Genomic DNA, 23819 nt, shown 5'->3' with positions numbered 1-23819 from the left:
AATGAAGTTATATATAGTTACCATAGCCGTAACCTGTCTTACGGGCCTTAACAGTTTTAAGTGCCTATCACAGGAGAAAACCACTAAAATTACAGAACGTTACGATGCCACTGAAGAGATCAATCTGTTTGTGGAAGCCCAGAATACAGATGTTGTCTTTGAAAATTGGAACAAAGACCAGGTACAGATCGAGGCCATTTTAGAAACTGAAGATCTTTCTGAAGAACAGATCGAAGAATTAAAAAACGCCTGGGCAGTAAATATTCAAGGCAACAGCGGCAGTATACGTATCAACAGTTCAGGAAATACGAGCGCTGGCTTACCTTTTGTCGCAGGTTCAAACGGGGGAATCAATACCATGGTTTCCTCCTCAATGGAAATGCTGGAGCCAATGATGCAACAAATGTTAGCCCCTATGTTAGAACGGTTACAAGGGGAACAGTTTTCAAAAGAATATTACGATAAGATTGATAACGTTCGTTTTGATTATGATGCGTACCGTCAAAAAGGAGAGCAATATTTAAAGGCCTATAAAGAGAAGATACGTACCAGTTTTGGGGACGATTATAACCAGGTCATTACAAAGTGGGAGCAGCAGAATGCTCAAAAGTTGAATCAGGCCAAATCAGATGCTGCAGAAAAAATCAGTGCTTTACCAAAATCGCCCTTCGGTAAAAGTTTAAATTTTGATCCCAATGCCTATCAAAGGGACAAAAAGCAATATTTGAATGCTTTGAACAAACAGTTGGGTACAAAAGTTTCGGTTGCCGAAATGGACGCGTGGATGGATGATCTCAAACGCTGGAATGAGGATTTTAAAGAATCCTTTGGTAAGAATATGACAAACTGGGGTACATCCATGCAAAGCAACATGCAATCGCTATCTGCAAACATGGGCACGGCAATGGAAGCATTGTCGCAGCAAATTGAACAAATGGCACAGAATACGGAGAATGGAAACTTTAGTAAGACGGTAACGCGCGATGCCAATGGGAATGTAATAGGAACTTCTGTACGGTTTTCATCGGGATCTGTAAATCCTGCACCGAAGAGCGGCAAAATTAAACGTACTATTGTGGTTCATATGCCGAAAAAAGCAAAACTGGACCTTGATATCCGTCATGGCAATATAACCCTGACCGAAGCTAAAAATGCGAGGATAAATCTTTCGCATGGTGGTTTTATCGCAAAAACCATAGATGGTGATAAAACGTATTTGACCATTGCCTATAGCCCTATAGATGTTAAAAGCTGGAACTACGGTACGCTGCAGACCAATTATGTGAAAAGCTGTGTGATCAACAGTGCAGAAAATATCAAACTTGACGCACGTGCCAGTAATATTACAATCAATGAGCTAGGAGAAACGGCGGTCATACGGGGTAGTTTTGGAGCCTTGACCATACCCAGTCTGAATAAAAATTTTAAGAGCATCAATATAAGTTTAAACAATAGTGAACTTACGCTCACACTTCCTGATGCGGCGTACAATTTTTCATATAATGGGACCCGCAGTTCTTTGCACTATCCCAAAACGCTTGAGGCAAAAATCATGCGGGGCTATGATAGCCAGATGCTCAATGGATATAACAAAGCCAAAAATGCAGGGGGATCTGTTATGATTTCTTCTAAATTTAGTGATGTTATTGTTGAATAATAGATTAGAATGGTATTTTTGATACCATGAGCATAGATAGAACACCGCAGGAATTACTTTTAAAAAACCTTACACAATCCTTCGTTCCCCTGCTGGATGCGCGTTATAATATAGAAAGCTATTGTCATTTAGACCTTTCGATAAATAATAAAGAATTAAGTACCGTTGATGTAGGCTGTTCAGCAGAACTGGGACGCTACGTAAACAGTAAACTTTTAGAGCAGGGGTCAAAAATTGGCTACGGCGGTTACAACGAGCGCCGGGATATTTATAGCCGTAGCGTTTATTTTAATAAGGACAATAGCGATAACCAGCGAAACATCCATCTGGGGATTGATTTATGGTGTGGGGCCGGCACACCGGTGCTGGCAGCTTATCCAGGAAAAGTCCACAGTTTTAAGGACAATAAAAACCACGGGGATTACGGCCCATGTATAATTCTGCAACATGAAGTAAAGGGTGTGAACTTTTACACGCTTTATGGCCATTTATCACGCAAATCGCTTAATACCATAAAAGTTGGCCAGCAATTTAGTGCTGGGGATATAATTGCTCATCTGGGCGAATCTATGGAAAACGGAGATTATGCTCCACACCTGCATTTTCAGATTATAATGGATATGGAAAATTACAGTGGGGATTATCCCGGGGTAAGCAGTGCGCAAAACGTGAGACATTTTCTAACCAACTGTCCAGACCCCAATTTGCTGATTAAGATTTATTAGGATCATTATTTTGTGATTTTTTTAAAATTCATTGTTCTTAATTATTCTAATTTTCGTCTATTTTATTAGCACTTAATCTAGTTTTTAGATTTAAGGCAAACTTTACAATAGACTGAAATTACTATGCAAAATTTTTTATTTGTTGCTGCAGAAAATGATGCTTTGGCAGATTGCAAAGCTGGCGGTATGGCAGATGTGGTACGTGATGTACCACGCCAGATTGCCGCTAACGGAGATCAGGTTCATGTGGTAGTTCCCTCTTATGGCAGATTGCATCAAAAAGGCAAATTCCTGACCACATTAAATTTTCATCTAAAAAACGAGATTTATTCCGCAGAACTCTACGAAGTATCCCCAAAGAAAGAATTCAAAAACATCACACATTATGTGATCCATCACCCGGAGATCACGGCCGGTAGCATCGCTCATATTTATCATCATGATGCCGTTGAGCCTTATTACAATGATTCCATAAAGTTTTTTATTTTCTGTACGGCAGTTGCACAGGCCATCGCTCAAGGCGCATTTGGTAAATTGAATGTTGCACACCTTCATGACTGGCATACCACCACACTTTTGTTTTTGCGCGATTATAACCCCGGTTTTGCTGGTTTAAAGAATATAAAATTTGTTTATAGCATTCATAATTTGTCCATACAGGGCATTCGTCCCTTCAATGATAATTATGCGTCACTTGTAAATTTTTTCCCTTCGCTTCATTTTGACTATGATAAGTTGAGGGATCCCAGATTTCATGATTGCATAAATCTAATGGCTATAGGTATACGGCTGGCAGACGCGGTTCATACCGTGAGCCCTTCGTACAAGGAAGATATACTACAGCCCAGCGATCCACCAGAATTTATAGGTGGTGAGCATCTTGAAGGTGATTTGCAGCAGGCAGAAAAGGAGGGTAGGCTCTTCGGAATTCTTAACGGTGTCAATTATAAGAACTTTAGGGAAGCAGAACGAAACCGTTTATTTCCCAATGTGGTCAGGGCGATTTTTAAATGGTTGCAACAAGAGTCCAAGAAATACAAATCTGACTTTTTAGCGCATACTGGAGAAAAAATAGTTCCATTTCTTGATAAGGCTCCGGGTTTTACATGCGCTAGCGTTGCCCGACTCACAGATCAAAAATTCTACTTTTTTAAGCGTTCCCCGGAATTTTTGGTGGAGATACTTACGCGACTTAAAAAGGTGAATGGAGTTTTCATTCTCTTGGGAACCGGTGTTCCTGAATATGAAGAAATGATGCGTGAATTAAGTTATAAGTATGAAAACTTTATCTTCATCAATGGTCAGTCTGAAGATGTGATAGATTCCATTTATATGGAAACAGACCTGTATTTTATGCCCAGTCAATTTGAACCTTGTGGAATAAGCCAGATGCTAGCCATGCGCAACGGGACCCCTTGTTTTGTGCACAATACTGGCGGACTAAAAGATACGGTTGAACATGGTAAAACCGGTTTCGTTTTTGATGGTGAGAGCTACGGTTCAAAAATAATGAACATGCTCACCGTTCTTGAAGAGATTTTAGATCTCTATAAAAATGACCCTAAAGAATGGTCAAAAATCGAGAAAAATGCCTCAAAAGCCCGTTTTAGCTGGGAAAAGTCCATAAAAAAATACTATACGTATCTTTATAGTTAGATAAGGTTTTTCAGAAATGGTTATGATTTAAAAGCCAATTACCCAATGCCGACTGGCATTGGGTAATTGGCTTTTAGGGAATGAATACTTAAAGACTAGTTATTACCTGTTTTGTTAGGGTAATCAGGAGTGCTCGTATCTTTGGGTGGGTTTTCACGTAATTCTTTTAATGCAATTTCTATGGCTTTTTCTAACTGGGGATCATGACCATCTATTACAGACTTAGGAAGTTGCTCTACTTCTACATCCGGTGGTACTCCTTCATTCTCTACTCTAAAACCATCTTCGGTATAAAATGCGATATTAGGTGCAGTAACCATACCTCCATCAATAAATTCAGGATAGCCCAGTACACCTACCAGTCCGCCCCAGGTTCGCTTGCCCACAAGGGTGCCTATTTCAAACTTTCTGAACATCCAGGGTAAATAATCGCCGCCAGAACCTGCAGTTTCATCAATAAGCATGACTTTTGGTCCCTGAATTGATGCGCTTGGCGATTTTAAATCTTTACCATATCTAAAATTCCAGTTGGCTTGCTTGGGCTTTTTCAATAAGTCTATCACATAATCGGCGAGTTGCCCACCACCGTTAAAGCGTTCATCAACGATAATGGCTTTCTTCGTGGCCTGTGGATAGAAATAGCGTTTAAAGTATTCATGACCATCTTCGGCAGTATTGGGAACATATACATAAGCTACCTGGCCGTTTGTGGCTTCGTCAACTTTTTTGATGTTACCCTCGACCCAGTCCCTATTGCGCAGAGCCCTTTCACTGGGGGTAGGTGTGACCTGTACCGTACGGCTATTGCTTCCATTTGCATTTGCACTGACAGTTAGAAAGGTAAGTTTACCGGCCGTATTTTCAAAAAATAGATACAGGTTATCTGCTGTGGTAATCTGTTTGCCATTAATCTCTATAATGTAGTCACCTTCTTTCACATCTACTCCCGGTTCTGTCAGGGGAGCACGCAAGTCTGGATTCCAATTGAGTCCACCATAGATTTTTTTAATTTTATAACGGTTGTTTTCCATTGTATAATCTGCACCCAGCAGGCCACCAGGAACGCTTTTTGGTTCCTGAAACGCATCGCCATTATAGTCAAAGCGGTGATGCCCCACGGCGAGCTCACTAAACATCCATCCCATCATACGATAGAGATCATCTTTAGTAGGTACTTCTTTAAGAAAAACACTGTATTTTTTATGCATGGCCTCCCAGTCTACCCCATGCATTCCCGGATCATAAAAATAATCACGGTTTACACGCCAGGCTTCATTAAAAATATTAGACCATTCCTGTTTGGGATCAATCTTGATTTCAACGCCATCTAAATTGAGGGGTTCGTTTTCAGCTTTTTTACCCGTTTCAGATATAAACCAATTATTTTCAGTCCGATAAAGCATTTTTTCACCGTTAGCGGAAATTACATAATCCGCGGTTTCAAAGAGTTCTTCATTTTTCTGCTCTGCCAGATCATACCGATTAAGCATACCCTTACCATCTGTATCGCTTTGAGAAACATAATAGAGTTTCCCTTCCAGGGGAACGGCTAGTTTAGAATAATTGCCCGGGGGAACTGAAACGGCCACAATACGGTTTCGAATGCCATCCCAATCGATTTTTAATGCCTTTGGGGCCGATTTTTCGTCTTTTTTGTCATTTTCATCTTCCTCATCGTCATTTTCTATTTTTTCTACATCATTCTCCTTGGCAAAGGGAGATTCTACTTCTTTCTGAAGCGTGACCAAATAAAGCGAATTGCTTGTGCGCATGTCCTGATTGGACTGGTCAAACCAGTTGACCACTGGGCCGGCATCTGTTGAAGCGGTAAGATATAAGTACTTTCCGCTGGGATCAAAAGTAGGTTCTGAAACGTTCGCAAGAGCATCAGAGATGACGTGCGATTTATTTTCAGAAAGGGAATACAGATAGGCTTGCTCATAATTAGTTTCGGTTATTATGGTATAGGCGATCCAGTCAGAATCTGCAGACCAACTACCGAATAGATTGCGGTAAACGCCTGGGGTATAAAGAATATCCTGTGCTATTTTAGTGTTCTTGCCACTCTTAACATCTACGACCCACAGATTCCTACCGTTATCTACGAATGTGATTTTCTCACTATCTGGAGACCAGTCGAGGTACGCATAAAAGCCGGTGCCATCAAGTTTGACAGCTCGCGCCACTTCTGTACTGTTTTGATCTTTAATATGCAGTTCATACTCACCGCTGGCATCAGAAAAATAGGCGATATGTTTGGAGTCTGGAGACCATGAGGGAAATGTTTCATGTGAACCAGGGGTCTGGGTGCGGTTATCAGGATCCCCTTTTTCAGCGGGCAAGGTTACGATATCACCTCGGTAATCGATCACTGCACGGGCACCGGTAGGTGAGAGACCTGTACTGCGTACATAATCAGGATTGCTTACAAACCGTGGTCGCAGTTCGAGCAGGTCTGCCGCGATCCCTATAGTGAGTTTTGTACTTTGTCCTGTTTCGGGTAATAAAGAATGTAAATATCCATTCTGTTCAAATAGAATGCGCCCATTCCTAGCAGAAAGATTAAGTACCGGAAAATCCTTAAAATCGGTTAATTGGGCTACTTTTTTAGAAGTTGGTTCATAGCTATAAATATTGAATTCCCCATTGCGATCACTTTTAAAGTAAATATGATCTCCCATCCATTGCGGTTGGGCGTCATTGCTACCCTCTGCTGGTTTCGGGATTTCCTGCACCTCGTGATTTTTAAAATCATAGATCCATATTCTACTGGCAGTACCGCCCCGGTAATGTTTCCATTGGGTAAACCTATCGGAAAGAGGAGTGTAGGCCATAAAATCACCATTGGGTGAATAGGAAGCCCAGAAGGCCTGGGGAATATCAAGCGCATTAATATGACCTCCCATCAGGTCTACGGTATATAATTTAGCTATTCTGTTCGTATAAACTTCCCGCTGGGACAAAAAGAGCACCTTTTGTCCATCGGATGAAAACCCACGTACCAAATCAGGGTATGGATGATATGTGAGTCGCTTGGGAACCCCTCCAGCTACCGAAACCGTATAGACATCAGTATTGCCCTCATATTCTGCACTAAAAGCGATTGTTTTACCGTCTGGCGAAAATACAGGATTGGACTCTATCCCATTGTCCACCGTCAATCTTTTGGGATTTTCCCCATCTTGACCTGCAACCCAAAGATCGTTTGCATAAATGAAAGCAATATGATCTGTTCCCATTGCCGGCGAATGCATCAAGCGTGTATCTATGGTGTTGATTTGGCTAAAACTTGCCTGAATGCCGCTAAAAAAGAGTAGGGCGAGGTAAAATTTATACATATTTGGATTTTTAAGTACTGAAATTTAGGTATACTAATGATAACATCAAAACACAAATCAGATGGAGCAATAATATACTTCTGTAATTTGGGATTGTTGCAAAAAAAAGCCGTTTCAATACATTGAAACGGCTATTAAATTTATTTGCAGCTATACATTAGCGATTACCGCTATTGTTTGATGATTTTCGGGAACTGCTAAAACGCTTGTTCGGGTTACCGGCGGTTTTTGTACGGTTGCTGCTGTTTCTCCTGTTAGAAGTACTGTTTCCACCGTTATTTTTAGGTCTATTTGACCTATTTCTGGAGTTTTGAGGCCTTTTTTCTTCTGTATCTTCGTCATCTGGCCCATCTACAAGAAAAGGATGCTCTTCTACAACATCTATTTTTTGTTTGATCAGTTTTTCAATATCCTTCAAATAAGGGCGCTCATCTGTATCGCAAAAAGCAAGTGCGGTACCGCTGGCTTTTGCCCGTCCAGTCCTTCCTATGCGGTGCACATAAGTTTCTGGAACATTGGGAAGGTCATATTGTACGACCAGCGAAAGTTGGGAAACATCAATACCGCGAGCTGCAATATCTGTAGCTACGAGTACTTTGGTCTCACCGTCTTTAAAAGCGCTGAGAGCCTTCTGGCGTGCAGTTTGTGATTTATTTCCATGTATGGCGGCAGAACTGATCCCTGCCTTGTCCAAAATCTTAACGATTTTATTAGCGCCGTGCTTGGTTCTTGAGAATACTAAAGTAGTATCTGGGTTTTCTGTATTGATGAGGTGTTTGAGTAATTTTGGTTTGCTCTTTTTACTCACAAAATAAACCGCCTGATCCACACGCTCTGCCGTGGTCTGTTTAGGTGCGATGCTAACCGTTTCAAAATCACCGAGTATTTTTCTGGAAAGATCTACGATTGCCCTGGGCATCGTAGCCGAAAAGAACAGGGATTGACGCTCCTTCGGAATAATTTTTATGATTTTTTTGATGTCGTGAATAAAGCCCATATCCAGCATCTGGTCAGCTTCGTCAAGTACAAAAAAATCAAGATCCTTAAGATTTACATATTTCTGATTGATAAGGTCCAGTAAGCGTCCCGGTGTGGCAGTAAGAATGTCTACCCCGTTACGCAATGCTTTTACCTGAGATCCTTGTTTTACACCTCCAAAGATCACCGTATTTTTAATGCCGGTGTATTTGGCATATTCGGTTATGTTGTCATCAATTTGTATTGCAAGCTCCCTTGTAGGGGTTATGATAAGCGCTTTTATCTTGCGCCCACCGCTACCTGATCCTATTTTATTGTAGATATTTTGCAAAATGGGTATGGTAAAAGCAGCGGTTTTTCCGGTACCGGTCTGTGCGCTGCCCAGAAGATCCTTATTCTGCAGTAAAACTGGAATTGCCTGTTCTTGAATGGGGGTGGGGTGGGTGTATCCTTTGTCAGCGAGTGCTTTTAGGATAGGGTCTATAAGACCCAGGTCTTTAAATGTCATAATATTGAATAAGCTGCAAAGATAGCCTAAAGTTAGGACATGCTCTATTCTTGGTATGGGTATCAAAAAAATGGTCTGGTTCACTAATGAACCAGACCATTTATATAAATCACTAATTTTTATACTAGCTATTAAGCCATTTGAAATTATGATCGCGCTCCGGTACAGAAATACGTTGGGAGATGCGCTCTAGACGTTGGGGCAATGCCATTAAATAGTCCCGTGCATTTTCCGCGGAATCGTTTAAATCCCTAAATTTATCGATATTCCAGTCATCAATAAGTGATTTAAGGATATTGATATAATCATGCGTGGTGTAAACCATGGTGCGCTGTGCAGCATCAGAGAAATCTTCCCACAGGCCACCTATACTTTGACCAGATTCCCTAAGGAACATTGCCGGCATGACAATTTTCTTGCGCATCATATCTTCAAAAGCAAGCATCATCTCACTGGGGTCAATTTCAAAAATACGGCGAACAAACTCCATATAGGCTGTTGCGTGCCTGGCTTCGTCTCCTGCAATCGTATTACATATTTTAGCAAGTTTCTTATTCCCTGCTTTTCTGGAATAGGTTCCTACCCTGCGGTGGGAAACATTTGTGGCCAACTCCTGGAAGCTGGTATAAACAAAGTTTTTGTAAGGATCGTAGCCTGTACCTATATCAAAACCATCACTGATAAGAAATTGTGTGCTCACTTCCATTTGACGCATGTTAACGCGACCGGATAGGTATAAATAGCGATTAAGCAGGTCACCATGACGGTTTTCTTCTGCAGTCCAACCGCGTATCCATTTTGACCAGCCATTGGCCTGTTCCTGATCAATACCCTGTACGCTCATAAGCCAGGATTCATAAGTAGGAAGCGCTTCTTCGGTAATAGTATCACCCACAAGAACAGTAAAAAGATCATAGTCCATTTCCCTTGCAAGTTCCTGTATTTCCTTCACTTCTTCCATAAAATTAGGATCTGTGGAGTCAGGAAGTAAGTCTGACGGCTGCCAGTTTTCTTCAATAGGCTTGAGGTATTTTGTCAAAAGCTCGTCCATAGACTTCTCGAGCGTCTGCATAACCTCAATTCTTATATTTGATAGTTTCATAGTAACATTTTCAGATGGTAATTATGTAAAAATAATCAATAAATGCAGCATAATAAGAACATTTTTCTATTAAACAAAATGTTTAGGAAAAAATAATCTTTAAAATGGATTGGTACATTTTTATAAATGCATAAATATATCAAGATGCTACTTTAAATTGAAAACAAGTCAAATCTTATAATTTGATATTTTTATGCAGTTAATTTTTCATTTTAATGGGTCTTTTATAGCGGTTCTTTAAGTCTTTCTTTAACGATCAACCTTATTCCCATATAATGTGCATAATAGTTTTAATAAATTCCTGTTTTGAACCTAAAATCGATCATTTTTTGTCAATAAACACCGATTTTAGGTGAATTTAACCAAAATTCACCAATAAATTTTTCAAATACTATGCACGCATACTAAACAATGCTTTTGAAGAAGTCTGGAAATTGAATAAAGCATATCTTTCACATTATTTTCAACCTTATAGGGAAACATAAAGCTCCAGGCTTTATTGTTCTGTGCGCATAAGAAAAAATAGTATATACCTTTGATTGGGCACATGCCCAGTCCATATTTAAATTTAATTGCTTTTATGTACAATTCAAAAATTGCCGGCCTGGGTGCTTACGTACCAGAAAATATAGTGACTAACGATGATCTTGCGAAACGAATGGATACCAATGATGCGTGGATTCAGGAGCGTACAGGTATCAAAGAACGTCGACATATTGAGAAGGGTGACGGCAACAGTACGGCAACAATGGGTGCAAAAGCCGCAAAAATTGCTTTGGAAAGGGCAAAAATTGATGCTGCGGACATTGATTTGATCGTTTTTGCCACATTAAGTCCAGATTATTACTTTCCTGGTTGTGGGGTTCAAGTGCAGGAATTGCTTGATATGCCCACAGTGCCCGCGCTTGATGTACGCAATCAGTGTACGGGCTTTATCTATGCGCTTTCTACTGCAGATCAATTTATAAAAACCGGTATGTACAAAAACGTACTGGTCATAGGTTCTGAAAACCATAGCGGCGGTCTTGATTTTACGACCCGTGGCCGTAATGTATCGGTCATTTTTGGAGATGGTGCGGGTGCAGCAGTGCTTACACGTGAAGAAGATAATTCTAAAGGCATATTGTCCACCCATTTGCACAGTGAGGGCAAGCATGCATTAGAACTCGCATTGCGGGGTCCAAGTACAATGGAATGGGTGCCAGAGATCATGGAAAAAGATCCACAGGAAGATATTCCCTATTATCCCTACATGAATGGGCAATTTGTCTTTAAAAATGCGGTACAGCGCTTTGCGGAAGTAGTAAATGAAGGACTTGAGAAAAACGGACTCACCGCAAAAGATATCGATATGTTGATCCCGCACCAGGCGAACCTGCGTATTTCCCAGTTTGTACAGAAGCAGTTTAAGTTGAGCGATGATCAGATCTACAATAACATTGAGCGCTATGGAAATACCACTGCTGCGTCAATTCCCATCGCGCTCACCGAAGCCTGGGAAAAAGGGAAGATTAAAGAAGGTGATAATTTAATCCTGGCGGCTTTTGGAAGTGGATTTACCTGGGGAAGTGCGGTAATTAAGTGGTAGAATCCCACCCCAACCCTCCCAAAGGGAGGGAGTTTTAGCTGTATTACATTTTACATATTAGACATAATGATTAAAAAACCCCAAAATACGAAAGCATTTTGGGGTTTTTTGATTCCGTCTAAATAAAAGTTCCCCCTTCGGGGGTTAGGGGGAATTTATTTCTTTTTAAATATAGGTAATAATTTTGTCGATACATCCCCAAATCCTATGCGAACCCCATTCTTTTCAGAATAGCCGCGCATGATTACCGTATCATTGTCTTCGATGAATTTTCGGTCTCCGCCTTCGTCCAGTTTTACGGGTTTTGAACCTTTCCAGCTTAATTCCATCATAGAACCATAGGAATCTGGTGTGGGACCAGAAATTGTTCCGCTCCCCATCATATCCCCAGAATTTACGGGACAGCCATTAATGGTATGATGGGCCAGTTGCTGGTTCATATTCCAGTACATGTGCTTAAAGTTAGAACGTGTAACCAGAGTTTCCGCCTTGCCTTCTGGCTGTATGGAGACCTCAAGTTTGATATCGTAATTTCTCTTACCCGAAGATTGTAAATAAGGGAGGAGTTCTTTTTCAGGCTTCGGACTTTCGGTTTTAAAGGGTTCTAAAGCGTCAAGGGTAACAATCCAGCACGACATTGCCGAAGCAAAGTTTTTTCCCAGGAATGGACCAAGAGGCGCATATTCCCATTTCTGAATATCCCGTGCACTCCAGTCATTGAAAAGTACCAGGCCAAAAATATAATCAGCTGCCTCATCTACAGGTATTGGTTGGCCAAGTTCATTTGCATCTGTGGTAATAAAAGCCATTTCCAATTCAAAATCTACCAGACGCGACGGACCCAGAATAGGTTTAGTGGCGCCATTGGGAAGTTTTTGTCCCTGTGGGCGATGAACGGGAATCCCAGAAGGAATTATGGAACTGCTCCTGCCATGATATGCTACCGGCATATGCATCCAGTTGGGCATCAATGCGCTATCCTTGTCCCTAAATATTTTACCTACGTTTGTTGCGTGCTCTTTAGAAGAATAAAAATCAGTATAATCGCCTATTTGAACAGGGAGTTGCATTTCAATTTCATCCAGGTGAAAGATCACCCGGTCACGATGTTCCTGATTGTCCCTTAAATTAGCGTTGCCCTCTTCAAAAATTGTTGAAATACGGTTACGCACAAGACGCCAGGTCTTACGGCCATCTGCAATGAAGTCGTTTAGCGTGTCCTGCAGAAAAATATCATCTGTAAGGGGAATTCCTTCAAAATAGCCTAACTGGTGCAAGGCGCCAAGGTCTATGGCGAAGTCACCTATACGTGTACCTATGGTGATAATATCATCCCGTGTCAAAAACACGCCAAAAGGAATATTTTGAATGGGAAAATCAGTGTTTTTTGGGATATCCAGCCAGGTTTTACGTTTTGGATCGTTCGTCTTGGAGGGCATATATTCTTAATAATTTGTTAGTAAATAGTGCTTTCAAATATAGAATTAAAATAGTACTAACCATATGTAATCCTTACTTTTGAATCTAATTTAACAAACTTTAATAGAATGCAACGGGACACCCAGATATTTGATTTGATTTCAGAAGAAAAAAAGCGACAACTCAATGGTCTAGAGCTTATTGCCTCAGAAAATTTTGTGAGCGAACAGGTTATGGAAGCCGCTGGCTCTGTACTTACAAATAAATACGCAGAGGGGTATCCCGGTAAGCGATATTATGGAGGTTGTGAAGTGGTTGATGAAGTGGAACAAATTGCCATTGACCGTGCCAAAGAGCTTTTCAATGCAAAATATGTCAATGTGCAACCGCATTCTGGATCACAGGCAAATACCGCGGTATTCCATGCCTGCCTGAAACCCGGTGATAAATTCCTGGGTTTTGATCTCGCACATGGAGGTCATTTGACCCACGGTTCACCGGTAAATTTTTCAGGAAGATTGTACAGTCCTGTTTTTTATGGGGTGGAAGAAGAAACCGGTTTGCTTGATTATGATAAAATCGAAGCCCTTGCAATGCGCGAAAAACCGAAAATGATTATCGCGGGAGCATCTGCTTACAGTAGGGAAATTGACTACAAACGCTTCCGTGAAATTGCGGATAAAGTGGATGCAATTTTATTTTGTGATATGGCGCACCCTGCCGGTCTTATCGCTAAAGGCGTTATAGGTGATCCCGTTCCACATTGTCATATTTGCACAACGACCACGCATAAAACCCTTCGCGGACCTCGTGGCGGAATGATCCTAATGGGTGAGGATTTTGAAAATCCCTTCGGTATCAAACTTAAAAACGGAGATTCAAGGATGATGTCTTCTTTGCTGGACAGCGCTATTTTTCCAGGGAATCAGGGTGGGCCGCTAGAACATATCATCGCTGCAAAGGCGATCGCTTTTGGCGAAGCCCTTACAGATGAATTTCTACATTATGCCACGCAAGTAAAGAAAAATGCGGCGGTAATGGCAAAGGCGTTTATGGAAAAAGGTTATAAAATCATTTCTGATGGAACCGACAATCACATGATGCTTATTGACCTTCGCAATAAGGATATTTCTGGTAAAGATGCTGAAGCTGCACTGGGCAAAGCAGATATCACGGTCAATAAAAATATGGTTCCTTTTGACACGCGCTCACCATTTGTAACTTCTGGTATGCGTATAGGTGTCGCTGCTGTCACCACACGCGGACTCGTGGAAGAGGATATGAAAACCGTAGTGAATTTTATAGACGGGGCATTGAGCAATGCAGATGACGATGAGAAACTGGAGAGCATAGCAAAACAAGTCAATGAACTTATGGGACATCGACCACTTTTTAAAATGTAAGCATTAGTTTTTAATGTTTTGGGCATTTACATAAAAAAGGCGCTTTTCTAAGGAAAAGCGCCTTTTTTAATTTAGGTCGGCAGGATGGTATTCTTAATAAATACTAAGCAATGTCTAAAATAGTGTGTTCATTGTTGTTGAAAACCACCTTGTCCTTTGCTTTTTTACCCAGAAATGCAGCTCCCAGCGGGGATTCTGTAGAAATACAATAACATTTAGTGTCGTCCAATTTGATCTCACCAATGCCAATGGCCAGAAAGTAAGAGCCTTTTGTGGTGGTTACCAGATTGCCAAAACTTATGACCTCCGAAGAGTTTTGCGCCTGTGCACGCTGCAACTCTGTCTGCTGGCGCTTATATTGATCTAGTTGGCGCTGGGCATTTTCAATTTCCTGTTGAATCATTTCCACACCGGTTTCATATTTGTCACCTGCGCTGCTTTTTCCGTCACTTTCCCGGGATTCTTTTAAGGAAGCGATTTGATCAATTGCACCCTGCATCTTTTTTTCTAACAATTGATTGAGATGAACGATAACTTTTTTTCTGGAAAGTATTGTTTCGGCCATATTTTAAGATTTGATTTTGAGGGTGCGAAATTAGATTAATTTGAGCGCTTTTTGTTATTAAAGTTTGCTAAAAAGAGAATGATAGCACGTATAGTTTTAGCCATTCTATAATTCTCTATTTATAGTATAAAACGAAGATATTTCGGCAAAAAAGATCGTTTTTCGGCTTATTTTGGTCATAAATCCCTTAGTTCTGCTAAAACTAGTAGTTAGACTACGTTTATTTCTTTGATTTCCAGTTTGAAGTCTTCTACTTTTTTGCTTTTAAAAAGAATGGTGATTTGTTCGGCCTGATCCCCGGCATAGTTCGTCATGGGCAGCTGCTCACCGCGGTATTGCGGTACCATATGTTCCATAGCAATCGTAATGGTCTGCCATTCACCAGTGGTTTCAACAAGCGCTACATAGGCATGTTTATCTGCTGTACTACGTTTTGTCCGAAATTGATACGTCTTCCCATCGCCTTTTAGTTTCAGTTGAAATGTTTTGAACGGCCTCATATCCATTTGTTCAAAGGAATAATGAACCGAAGAAAATCCCCCATTATTCTCCAGGGAAATAGTGCCGTCAAAAATTGCATTTTTTGCATCTGTGAGATAAAAGCTACTTTTAGAACAACCGCCCATGACACCATCGTTAACCAGTTTCCAGTGCTCAATGTTGCTATTTTGAGAAAAGTCAAAAATTGTTTTCATAATTGGATAAAACTTAGAAAAGCGTGTGATAATTAGGAATTTTACGCCCGTTTTTAGCTAGAAGATAGTTAATTTTATAGGCTTACCCTAAGGATTCTCCCAATGGTTTTTTGAAAATATGGGAAGATCAAAGGTAAAAAATCCAACGTTAACCTAACCGTATAAACTATGTTTAAAAATTATGTATTGTGTATCGCACTCCTGCAACTATGCTATGTAAATGCACAGGATAAAATCCTGGGTTTTACAGCAGAAAGTGCTGTGCAGGAGGAAAAAGCCGAACAAAATTTCACCTCTAAAATTTCTGCCAGTACTATGGAAGAATGGATGAAATTGATGGCAGATCGTCCCCATTATGTTGGGACCAAAAAAAGCAAAGAAAATGCGGAATGGATGCTCAAAAAATTCAAATCCTGGGGATACGACGCGCAGATAGAAACCTATCAGGTACTGTTTCCATATCCAAAAACCCGTGTTTTAGAATTGACTGGCCCCACTACGTATAAAGCTAAACTTGAAGCGGTGCCCGTAGCAGGTGATCCTTACACTGATCAGGGTGACGAACTCCTGCCCAGCTACAATGCATTCTCAAAAGACGGCGATGTGGAGGCTGAACTTGTTTATGTGAACTATGGCGTGCCTGATGATTATGAAGCGCTCGAGAAAATGGGTATTGACGTTAAAGGCAAGATTGTAATTGCTAAGTATTATGGTTCCTGGCGCGGCATCAAACCAAAACTAGCTGCTGAAAAAGGTGCCATAGGATGTATTATTTACTCTGATCCCAAAGATGATGGCTATGTACGTGGCGACGTCTATCCCAAGGGTGCGTTTAAGAATAAGACCGGGGTACAGCGCGGTTCGGTTATGGATATGCCGTTATATCCGGGCGATGTGCTTACCCCGGGGTATGCTGCCACAAAAGATGCCAAGCGTCTCGACCGTGAAGATGCACCCACGATTACCAAGATTCCCGTTTTGCCTATTTCCTATGAAGACGCCCAACCGTTACTGGCAGCTTTAGGTGGGGACGTAGCACCCTCAGACTGGCGCGGTGGTTTGCCCATTACCTATCACGTAGGTCCGGGACCTGCAAAAGTACACCTCAAACTGGAATTTGACTGGCAGCTTAAGCCAGCCTACAATGTGATTGCAAAACTAAAGGGCAGTGAATATCCAGAGGAGTGGATCATGCGCGGTAACCACCATGATGCCTGGGTGCACGGTGCTTCTGACCCTATTAGCGGAATGGTTGCGCTCCTGGACGAAGCGCGTGCAATGGGTGAACTTGCCAAAGCTGGTAATGGGCCCAAGCGTACGGTTGTGTATTGCGCCTGGGATGCAGAAGAACCCGGACTTATAGGCTCTACGGAGTGGGTGGAAGGGCATCAGGAAGAACTTGAGGAACATGCTGTCGCCTATATCAATACAGATGGAAATGGCCGCGGATTTTTAGGCGCTGGTGGTTCGCATAGTTTGGAAGAAATGGTAAAACAAGTGGCCATGAGCATTGAAGATCCACAAACGAAAGTATCGGTAGCTGCCCGTAAAAAGGCCGAAAGTGAAGTGGCGGGCAAAAATGGGGATTTCAAATTATCTGCGCTGGGATCTGGATCAGATTACACGCCGTTCATTCAGCATACCGGGATCCCTTCTTTAAATTTAGGGTTTGGTGGTGAGGATGAAGGCGGCGAATATCATACAATCTATGATACCTACACGCACTTTAAGCGTTTCAAAGATCCAGAATTCGCCTACGGTGTGGCATTAGCAAAAGTTGCCGGTACCATTACGCTGCGGTTGGCCAATGCGGATATTTTACCTTTTGAATTTACTAATTGGTACACCACGGTTTCCGGTTATCTGGACGAAATTGTAAAGGAGACCGAAACCATGCGTAAAGAAGTGGAATCCCATAACCAAATGGTGGCTGACAATGCTTTTGAACTGGCCGCTGACCCTAAAGAAACCTTCGTCAAGCCGAAAAAGGAGAAGGAAGTTCCCTATTTAGACTTTACGCCCCTTCAAAATATTTTATCTACGCTGAAGGAAACGACGAATGCCTTTGATCATACCGCACTTCAGAAACTTCCGCAGGATAAAAGGGAAAAGGTAAACCAGAAACTGATGAAAATGGAAGCTGCCTTGATGGATGAAGAGGGTTTGCCCAGAAGGCCCTGGTTCAAGCATGAGATTTATGCACCCGGCTTTTATACGGGCTATGGTGTAAAAACCTTGCCTGGCGTACGCGAGGCAATAGAACAAAAGAACTGGAAAGAAGCACAGTCAGAAATTGCGGTACTCGCAAAAACGCTAACCAGTTATAATACTGCTTTAAAAGAGGTCATGGAAATGCGATAATTAGGTAAAAACCGATAAAAACCATCTAAAATCACTGATTTTTCGGTGATTTTAGGATAAAAAAAGGCTTCTACGATAGTTGGTGGAAGCCTTTTTTAATAGTTGTTTAATCAAGTTGGGTTACTTTCGACCAGTATATAAACTTAATCCTGTTCTACGTATAGATTCTCAAGGATGGATTTCATTTCCTTTTTATCTGCTGCAATAGCCTCAACGGTTTTCCAGGTTTCATCAGAAATAAGCATTCTCAGATCCTGTTTGACTTTGGGGATCTTGTCAAAAACACTCAGCAGTTTTTCATCCCATTCCTTATGAAAATTCTTGAGATCGTCAGGATAAACGATTTTTCTTTCTGTATTTTCTTCAATTCCCTCAAAAGGTTCTGTGATGTTTAAATAGCCATAATCATCTGTTAGTTGCTCACCAACCTGTATATCCCGAATAGCGATCTCAAAATCATAAGCTGTAGAAAGACAGTTAGAATTAAAACTGTGATTTACAAAGCGGCCGTTATCCCAGCAAAGGACAAAATTACCGGTCTTGTTGCGATAGCAATAAATATCAATGATATTTTTGTGTACAGAATCCATAGCCTCAAATTCTGCAGGAGTGAATTCCTGATCAAAATTATCAAGCGCCCAGGTAATGGTACCTGCTGGGATAAACTTCGTTGCGATAACGCCGAAACCTACTTCGTCGCTAATAAAGCCAACCTTAGTATGTGGATGAATCATAGGATATTTTATATGTTTTAATTGGGTTGTTTTGTTTAAAGCATATCAAATATATATTGTAAAATGTTACTAAAACAATGTTTTTTTACACCTTTCCGTTAATATTTAGCAAAAATATTGACTTAAGCTATATATATAATTTTTACTCCCATTACATTTCATCAGCGAAAAATATGGCATTCATAAGTAATTTGTTGGTGCCGTACCAGAAAGCCCTAAAATTGGTATTATCAGTAAAATATAAAATTTGGCCCCGGCCCAGGCTTTCCTGTACAAAGGGACGGGAATCTTTTAAAGCATCCAGGTTGATATCACTGATATAACCCGCTGCCAATGGGTTTTCTGAATATCTTATGGGGTTTTTATAACTGGTGGAATCATTTTCAATAAATATCGTAGTATCCCGAAACAGGTTAAGTTCCTCCTTGTCGTAACCAAAGTTGACGGGATGTGAGCGGTCTATGTTTGCCTTAAAAATAGCGCCGCCTATATATTGAGCACCGTCAAAGTCATCCTTTTGCTCAAAAGTGACATTTTTTGCAGGGTTTTTAGTTTCTTTTAGCTGAAAACTAACAAGGTCATTTTGCTTTAAATAGTTCACACTATTCTTAAAAGCAATAAGCTTACCACCATTTTGAATCCACGTTTTAAGATTCTTTGTATCATTTTCCCCTAGGGCACTGCCATAGCTATTGGGCAGTATGATCGCTGTGTATTTTGATAAGTCGGTGCGGCTAAAATTACGGGTGTCCAGTTTTGTAATGCGCATGTCATAACGCGTATCAAATAAATGCCATATCTCACCGGCATCATAGGGTGAAATGCCCTCGCCTACAATTAGTGCTACTTTCTGCGGCTTTAGGGCCTCAAAGAGTCGGCTGCCCAGATCAATCCCCTTGCCGGTCAGGCCGGAATTCACTCCAGTAATACGAACCGCGCTATTTTGGGAAAGCTCGTTCATGAACTGCTGCATTTCCTGCAGGTTCATCTCCTGATTTTGCAATGGTACGAACACCGTACCATAATCATAATCGTTGCCTTCTAAAGTAAAAGGCTGCATGGCGACTTTTGCACGTAATCCTTTATCTAAAATCTTATTGAGAACCTTAGGTGCATAGTAATCGCCCCAATTGACCAGATAACCATAAGTTGCATTGCCTACTTCTGGGACAGGTGGAAGTTTTAGGTTTTCAATCTTTGTTGCTGCACGTGAAACGTTAGCCTTATCTGTAAAATCTATATTAAAAGCAAGCGGAAAACTCCAGGCAGAAATATCGTAAAATAAGCTATCTGTAAAGGTTTTATCTTCCTGAAACATCGCCTGTAACAATCTGCTAAATTTTTGATTTTTTGGTACAACATAGGAACTTCCTTTTTCAAACTGTGTATCTTCTTCTTCAAAATCAGTTTCGCTTTCATAAACATCAATATGCTGTCTTTTTAATATTTCGGCCAAATGGTAGGCGCGTGCGGGATCATTTGCACTGCCAAAGGCGTAGGCATTATTACCAGCTTCCTTGCGGGCGTTTGAGAAAAAGTTGCGTTGATAATCAAGCAATTTTACACGCATATTTTTGGCGGCTTCCAGCGTGGAGAGAAAAGCGGTAAACTGGTTGCGAATGGTAAAGGGGAACGTAAGGATCCCATTATCGGTTTCTTGTGCATGACCGCGAGAACTCGCCTGTTCAAAAAGAATACCGATGCTGCCGTTTACGTCAGGAAACGTGGAACCTTTACCGTAATAAAAATCGTCGTAATCTTCTTCCGTATAATACAGTGAGCCTAATTTATCAAAGGCCGCCGCGTGATAATTACCTATTTCTTTAGTAAGCTCCTGGTTGAGGATGGGAGTAAGCGGATTCGTACGGCTCTGGATTCCCGGTTGAAAAAAGAAGGAAGAATTACTGCCCATCTCATGGTGATCTGTCAAAATGTTAGGGTACCACGAGTGAAACGTTTCTATGCGCACACGCGACTCTGGCAATTGTACGGGAAGCCAGTCGCGGTTCATGTCAAACCAATAATGATTCGTACGTCCACCGGGCCAGACCTCATCATACTCACGATCCTGAGGATCTGGGTTAATGTTTTGGCTTTTGTTTGTATTTGCCCAGTAGGCAAAACGCTGCAGACCGTCTGGATTGAACGAAGGATCAAAGAGGATCACGGTATTATCAAGGAGTTTGTCCATCTCTGGCCCTTCCGCGGCAGCAAGATAATACGCAACTAGGAGTCCGGCATTTGCACCGCTGGGTTCGTTGCCGTGAATGCTCATCCCCTGATAGGTGACGATGGGCATCTCTGAGGTATTTTGTGAAGCGGCATCCTTCTCTGTAAGTGCTACGTGATTTTTACGTATTTCTTCAATGTTGCTATGGTTTTCTGGAGAAGTGATGGTAAGAAGTAAAAGCGGTCTGCCTTCAAAGGTTTTACCTCTGTATTCAATGCTTATCCTGTCTGAAACTTCGGCTATTTTCCGCATATAATCCACTAGCTTATCGTGGCTCACGTGCCAGGTACCGGGGACCCAGCCCAGCAGTTCCTGGGGTTTTGGGATTTCTGGATTGTACGAGACATCGCTGGGTAAATAATAGTCCAGGGTAGGCGGCTGCAGTTGTGAAAATAAGGGAGAAAAGGATACTAATAAGAGGAGGGAGAAGGTAAAAAATTGCTTCATAAGGGTGAAAATTGGTTTAAAATGGGCGTTTTTGATGCGTTAAGTTAGTTTTTGCCAATTTAATGGATTTCCAGGTGATTTCAGCCTATAGATATAAATAAATAGCTGAAATAAAAAAACCGTTGCGTAATACGCAACGGTTTTTTTATAAATGTGTGAATAATGCTGGTTTAAATATCGTCAAAACTTACATCAGTAAAAGTTTTTGCAGAAGTAGGGGTTTCCAGTTCTATTTCATTCTCAGAGGCTGGTGAAACATAATCACTCTGGTGACGATCGCTAATGACTTCTTCCCCTTTTTCATCGAGAATATAATCTGTCATTTCGTTCAAAATTGCATTGAACCCTTCAAAATCCTCCTTATAAAGATAGATTTTATGCTTTTTGTAGTGAAAAGACCCATCCTCATTAGTGAACTTTTTACTTTCTGTAATGGTCAGATAATAATCTTCTGCACGGGTTGCGCGTACATCAAAAAAATAGGTGCGTCTGCCTGCGCGCAATACTTTTGAGAAAATTTCTTCATTCCCCTTCATGTCATTCTTGCCCATATTGGAATTTTAATTGGATACGTTTTACTTTTCAAAAATGGAAAAAAATATCAAATGGTCAAAATTTTAGTCCATTTCTTTTTCCTCAAGCTGTTTCTGATACAGTTCCTGATAGTACCCTGGTTTTGTAATCAATGTGGCGTGAGTACCTTCCTGAAGAACCTGACCTTCATCAAGAATGATGATGCGATCTGCATTTTTAGCGGAAGATATCCTGTGACTCACAATGAGCGTAGTTTTGCTTCCGGCCTCTTTGTGGATATGGTTGAGAATTTGTTCTTCGGTCTCCGTATCCACGGCAGAAAGGCTGTCGTCAAAAAGTAGGATTTTAGGATCCTTGATAATTGCCCTGGCGATAGAAACCCGCTGCTTTTGACCGCCAGAAAGTGTGATGCCGCGTTCCCCTAAAATAGTGTCATAACCCTTACTGAAATCTATAATATTCTCGTGTACGACCGCGATTTTAGCAGCTTCTTCTACTTCTTCCTGAGTAGCTTCGGCCTTGCCGAATTTTATATTCTCTAGGATCGTATCGCTAAAAAGGAAACTATCCTGCGGGACATAACCTATAGCTTTCCGAAGGTCATTTAAATTAAGCTGTTCTATGGGCGTGCCATCTATTTTTAGGGTTCCTGAGGTTACATCATAAAGCCGACCTATTAATTCCAGAATGGTGGATTTTCCAGAGCCGGTTTTACCGATAATGGCCACTGTTTCACCATTTTTTATACTGAATGTAACATTTTTAAGCGCAGTAATATTAGTATCTTCATAGGTGAACGTGACATTGTCAAAATGAATATCACCATTTACGGGAGTAGGGGCTTCTGTATTGTTTTTTATCTGCGGTTTTTCCTTTAGGAATTCATTGATACGCTTTTGAGAGGCTTCTGCCTGCTGTACAAGCGAGGTGATCCATCCCACGGAAGCCACTGGCCAGGTCAACATGTTGACATAGATCAAAAATTCTACGATAACGCCCAGATCTGGTATGGTACCCTCTATATATTGTTTTTCCTCCTATATAAATAACCAGCAGGTTGCTCATCCCGATCAACGCTATTATCAACGGAATAAAAAATGCCTGAACGCGCACCAGCTCTAAATTTTTATTTTTGCTCCCTTCACTAAGTTCGTCAAAACCCTCAAAAGTCTGTGATTCTATGCCGTAGGCTTTAATCACGCCAATACCGCTAAAAGATTCTTGTGTAAAGGTGCTGAGGCGCGCCAGATATTGTTGTACCACGGTACTCCTTTTATGAATGAGCCTGCTTAAAAAGTAAATGGTGACGGAAAGTATGGGCAATGGTATTAAAACCCATAGCGTAAGGCTGGGCGCTGTAAAATACATGTAAGGAATGACGGTAGCAAACAGTACTATGGTGGTTACACCATACATAATTGCGGGTCCCAGGTACATACGCACTTTAGACACATCTTCACTTATACGGCTCATCAAGTCACCGGTACGGTTTTTTTTATAGAAGCTCAGTGAAAGCTCCTGATACTGGTCGTATACTTCGTTCTTTAAATCTGCTTCCATATATCTGGAGACCACGATAAACATCTGGCGCATCAAAAAGGTAAAAAAAGCAGATAGGAGTGTGGCTCCAAGTAGCAGTAATAGCGTGGTAAGCAATTGATCTTCCAGCGCATCAATATTGCCGCTCTGTTTATTATAGTTTTCCACATAGCCTATCATGTCACCAGAAAATTTAGGGACGAGGATAGCAAATATTCGGGCAGCGATAACTATAAAAACACCAGGTATAAGGCGCCATTTGTATTTTGCAAAGTATTTATTGAGGTGCTGTAACTCTTTCATAGGTAAGATCGCTTTCGCTAAAAAGGAAAATCCAATA

The 23819-nt window shown here is 41.1% G+C and carries 15 protein-coding genes and 1 pseudogene; 6 read left to right on the top strand and 10 right to left on the bottom strand.

Features of this window, described 5'->3' with window-relative positions; genetic code table 11:
• Position 1: 1 nt before the first annotated feature.
• From P162_RS01345 to P162_RS01335, 3 genes are all read left to right on the top strand, one after another.
• Positions 2-1657, top strand: coding sequence for a hypothetical protein (locus tag P162_RS01345; protein ID WP_051907724.1), 1656 nt, complete (start codon positions 2-4; stop codon positions 1655-1657).
• A gap of 26 nt (positions 1658-1683) precedes the next feature.
• Positions 1684-2382, top strand: a complete 699-nt coding sequence (locus P162_RS01340; RefSeq protein WP_051907723.1) for a peptidoglycan DD-metalloendopeptidase family protein — start codon at positions 1684-1686, stop codon at positions 2380-2382.
• A 123-nt stretch (positions 2383-2505) separates the two neighbouring features.
• The gene (locus P162_RS01335; protein WP_031425394.1) at positions 2506-4038 is read left to right on the top strand and encodes a glycogen synthase; all 1533 of its coding nucleotides are present in this window, start codon (positions 2506-2508) and stop codon (positions 4036-4038) included.
• Between the two features lie 95 nt (positions 4039-4133).
• Here P162_RS01335 and P162_RS01330 read toward each other — a convergent pair whose 3' ends face one another.
• The 3 genes from P162_RS01330 to P162_RS01320 form a co-directional block, all read right to left on the bottom strand.
• Positions 4134-7376 carry a S41 family peptidase gene (locus tag P162_RS01330; protein WP_035916730.1) on the bottom strand — a complete coding sequence of 1081 codons (3243 nt, stop codon included), beginning with the start codon at positions 7374-7376 and terminating at the stop codon, positions 4134-4136.
• A 157-nt stretch (positions 7377-7533) separates the two neighbouring features.
• Complete coding sequence (locus tag P162_RS01325) at positions 7534-8862, bottom strand: DEAD/DEAH box helicase (protein ID WP_031425392.1); 1329 nt, start codon at positions 8860-8862, stop codon at positions 7534-7536.
• Between the two features lie 124 nt (positions 8863-8986).
• Positions 8987-9964 (bottom strand): acyl-ACP desaturase, encoded by a 978-nt coding sequence (locus tag P162_RS01320; protein WP_031425391.1) that lies wholly within the window; start codon positions 9962-9964, stop codon positions 8987-8989.
• A 580-nt stretch (positions 9965-10544) separates the two neighbouring features.
• Between P162_RS01320 and P162_RS01315 the strand changes: the two genes are divergently transcribed.
• The gene (locus tag P162_RS01315; RefSeq protein ID WP_031425390.1) at positions 10545-11552 is read left to right on the top strand and encodes a 3-oxoacyl-ACP synthase III family protein; all 1008 of its coding nucleotides are present in this window, start codon (positions 10545-10547) and stop codon (positions 11550-11552) included.
• Between the two features lie 155 nt (positions 11553-11707).
• Here P162_RS01315 and fahA read toward each other — a convergent pair whose 3' ends face one another.
• The gene (gene fahA / locus P162_RS01310) at positions 11708-12991 is read right to left on the bottom strand and encodes a fumarylacetoacetase (RefSeq protein WP_031425389.1); all 1284 of its coding nucleotides are present in this window, start codon (positions 12989-12991) and stop codon (positions 11708-11710) included.
• Between the two features lie 108 nt (positions 12992-13099).
• On the opposite strand from fahA, the gene glyA reads away from it, so the two are divergent.
• Positions 13100-14374, top strand: coding sequence for a serine hydroxymethyltransferase (gene glyA, locus P162_RS01305; protein WP_031425388.1), 1275 nt, complete (start codon positions 13100-13102; stop codon positions 14372-14374).
• 103 nt (positions 14375-14477) lie between these two features.
• On the opposite strand, the gene P162_RS01300 is transcribed toward glyA, so the two are convergent.
• Positions 14478-14939, bottom strand: a complete 462-nt coding sequence (locus tag P162_RS01300) for a GreA/GreB family elongation factor (protein ID WP_051907722.1) — start codon at positions 14937-14939, stop codon at positions 14478-14480.
• Positions 14940-15148: 209 nt separating this feature from the next.
• Positions 15149-15634: a CIA30 family protein gene (locus P162_RS01295; protein WP_031425386.1), complete on the bottom strand. Its 486-nt coding sequence runs from the start codon at positions 15632-15634 to the stop codon at positions 15149-15151.
• A 168-nt stretch (positions 15635-15802) separates the two neighbouring features.
• Here P162_RS01295 and P162_RS01290 point away from each other — a divergent pair, with 168 nt between their 5' ends.
• Positions 15803-17995, top strand: a complete 2193-nt coding sequence (locus P162_RS01290) for a transferrin receptor-like dimerization domain-containing protein (RefSeq protein WP_031425385.1) — start codon at positions 15803-15805, stop codon at positions 17993-17995.
• Positions 17996-18138: 143 nt separating this feature from the next.
• Here P162_RS01290 and P162_RS01285 read toward each other — a convergent pair whose 3' ends face one another.
• The 4 genes and pseudogenes from P162_RS01285 to P162_RS01270 all read right to left on the bottom strand — a co-directional run bounded on the left by P162_RS01285 (position 18139) and on the right by P162_RS01270 (position 23782).
• Positions 18139-18729 (bottom strand): SET domain-containing protein, encoded by a 591-nt coding sequence (locus P162_RS01285; RefSeq protein WP_031425384.1) that lies wholly within the window; start codon positions 18727-18729, stop codon positions 18139-18141.
• A gap of 151 nt (positions 18730-18880) precedes the next feature.
• Positions 18881-21406, bottom strand: coding sequence for a M14 family metallopeptidase (locus P162_RS01280; protein ID WP_031425383.1), 2526 nt, complete (start codon positions 21404-21406; stop codon positions 18881-18883).
• A gap of 170 nt (positions 21407-21576) precedes the next feature.
• Positions 21577-21957 (bottom strand): PUR family DNA/RNA-binding protein, encoded by a 381-nt coding sequence (locus P162_RS01275; protein WP_031425382.1) that lies wholly within the window; start codon positions 21955-21957, stop codon positions 21577-21579.
• Positions 21958-22023: 66 nt separating this feature from the next.
• Positions 22024-23782 (bottom strand): annotated as a pseudogene (locus P162_RS01270) (ABC transporter ATP-binding protein).
• Positions 23783-23819: the final 37 nt, after the last annotated feature.

The sequence above is a fragment of the Flavimarina sp. Hel_I_48 genome, assembly GCF_000733945.1.
Lineage (GTDB): Bacteria > Bacteroidota > Bacteroidia > Flavobacteriales > Flavobacteriaceae > Leeuwenhoekiella.
Note: the sequence above shows the minus strand (reverse complement) of the source record. Positions and strands in the feature narration are given on the sequence as shown.

Bases quoted from the DNA above. Each gene is read 5' to 3' on its own strand.
- P162_RS01330 (WP_035916730.1), bottom strand. From the start codon at position 7,376: ATGTATAAATTTTACCTCGCCCTACTCTTTTTTAGCGGCATTCAGGCA.
- P162_RS01285 (WP_031425384.1), bottom strand. From the start codon at position 18,729: ATGATTCATCCACATACTAAGGTTGGCTTTATTAGCGACGAAGTAGGT.
- P162_RS01300 (WP_051907722.1), bottom strand. From the start codon at position 14,939: ATGGCCGAAACAATACTTTCCAGAAAAAAAGTTATCGTTCATCTCAAT.
- fahA (WP_031425389.1), bottom strand. From the start codon at position 12,991: ATGCCCTCCAAGACGAACGATCCAAAACGTAAAACCTGGCTGGATATC.
- P162_RS01320 (WP_031425391.1), bottom strand. From the start codon at position 9,964: ATGAAACTATCAAATATAAGAATTGAGGTTATGCAGACGCTCGAGAAG.
- P162_RS01335 (WP_031425394.1), top strand. From the start codon at position 2,506: ATGCAAAATTTTTTATTTGTTGCTGCAGAAAATGATGCTTTGGCAGAT.
- P162_RS01280 (WP_031425383.1), bottom strand. From the start codon at position 21,406: ATGAAGCAATTTTTTACCTTCTCCCTCCTCTTATTAGTATCCTTTTCT.
- glyA (WP_031425388.1), top strand. From the start codon at position 13,100: ATGCAACGGGACACCCAGATATTTGATTTGATTTCAGAAGAAAAAAAG.
- P162_RS01325 (WP_031425392.1), bottom strand. From the start codon at position 8,862: ATGACATTTAAAGACCTGGGTCTTATAGACCCTATCCTAAAAGCACTC.
- P162_RS01315 (WP_031425390.1), top strand. From the start codon at position 10,545: ATGTACAATTCAAAAATTGCCGGCCTGGGTGCTTACGTACCAGAAAAT.
- P162_RS01275 (WP_031425382.1), bottom strand. From the start codon at position 21,957: ATGGGCAAGAATGACATGAAGGGGAATGAAGAAATTTTCTCAAAAGTA.
- P162_RS01340 (WP_051907723.1), top strand. From the start codon at position 1,684: ATGAGCATAGATAGAACACCGCAGGAATTACTTTTAAAAAACCTTACA.
- P162_RS01290 (WP_031425385.1), top strand. From the start codon at position 15,803: ATGTTTAAAAATTATGTATTGTGTATCGCACTCCTGCAACTATGCTAT.
- P162_RS01295 (WP_031425386.1), bottom strand. From the start codon at position 15,634: ATGAAAACAATTTTTGACTTTTCTCAAAATAGCAACATTGAGCACTGG.
- P162_RS01345 (WP_051907724.1), top strand. From the start codon at position 2: ATGAAGTTATATATAGTTACCATAGCCGTAACCTGTCTTACGGGCCTT.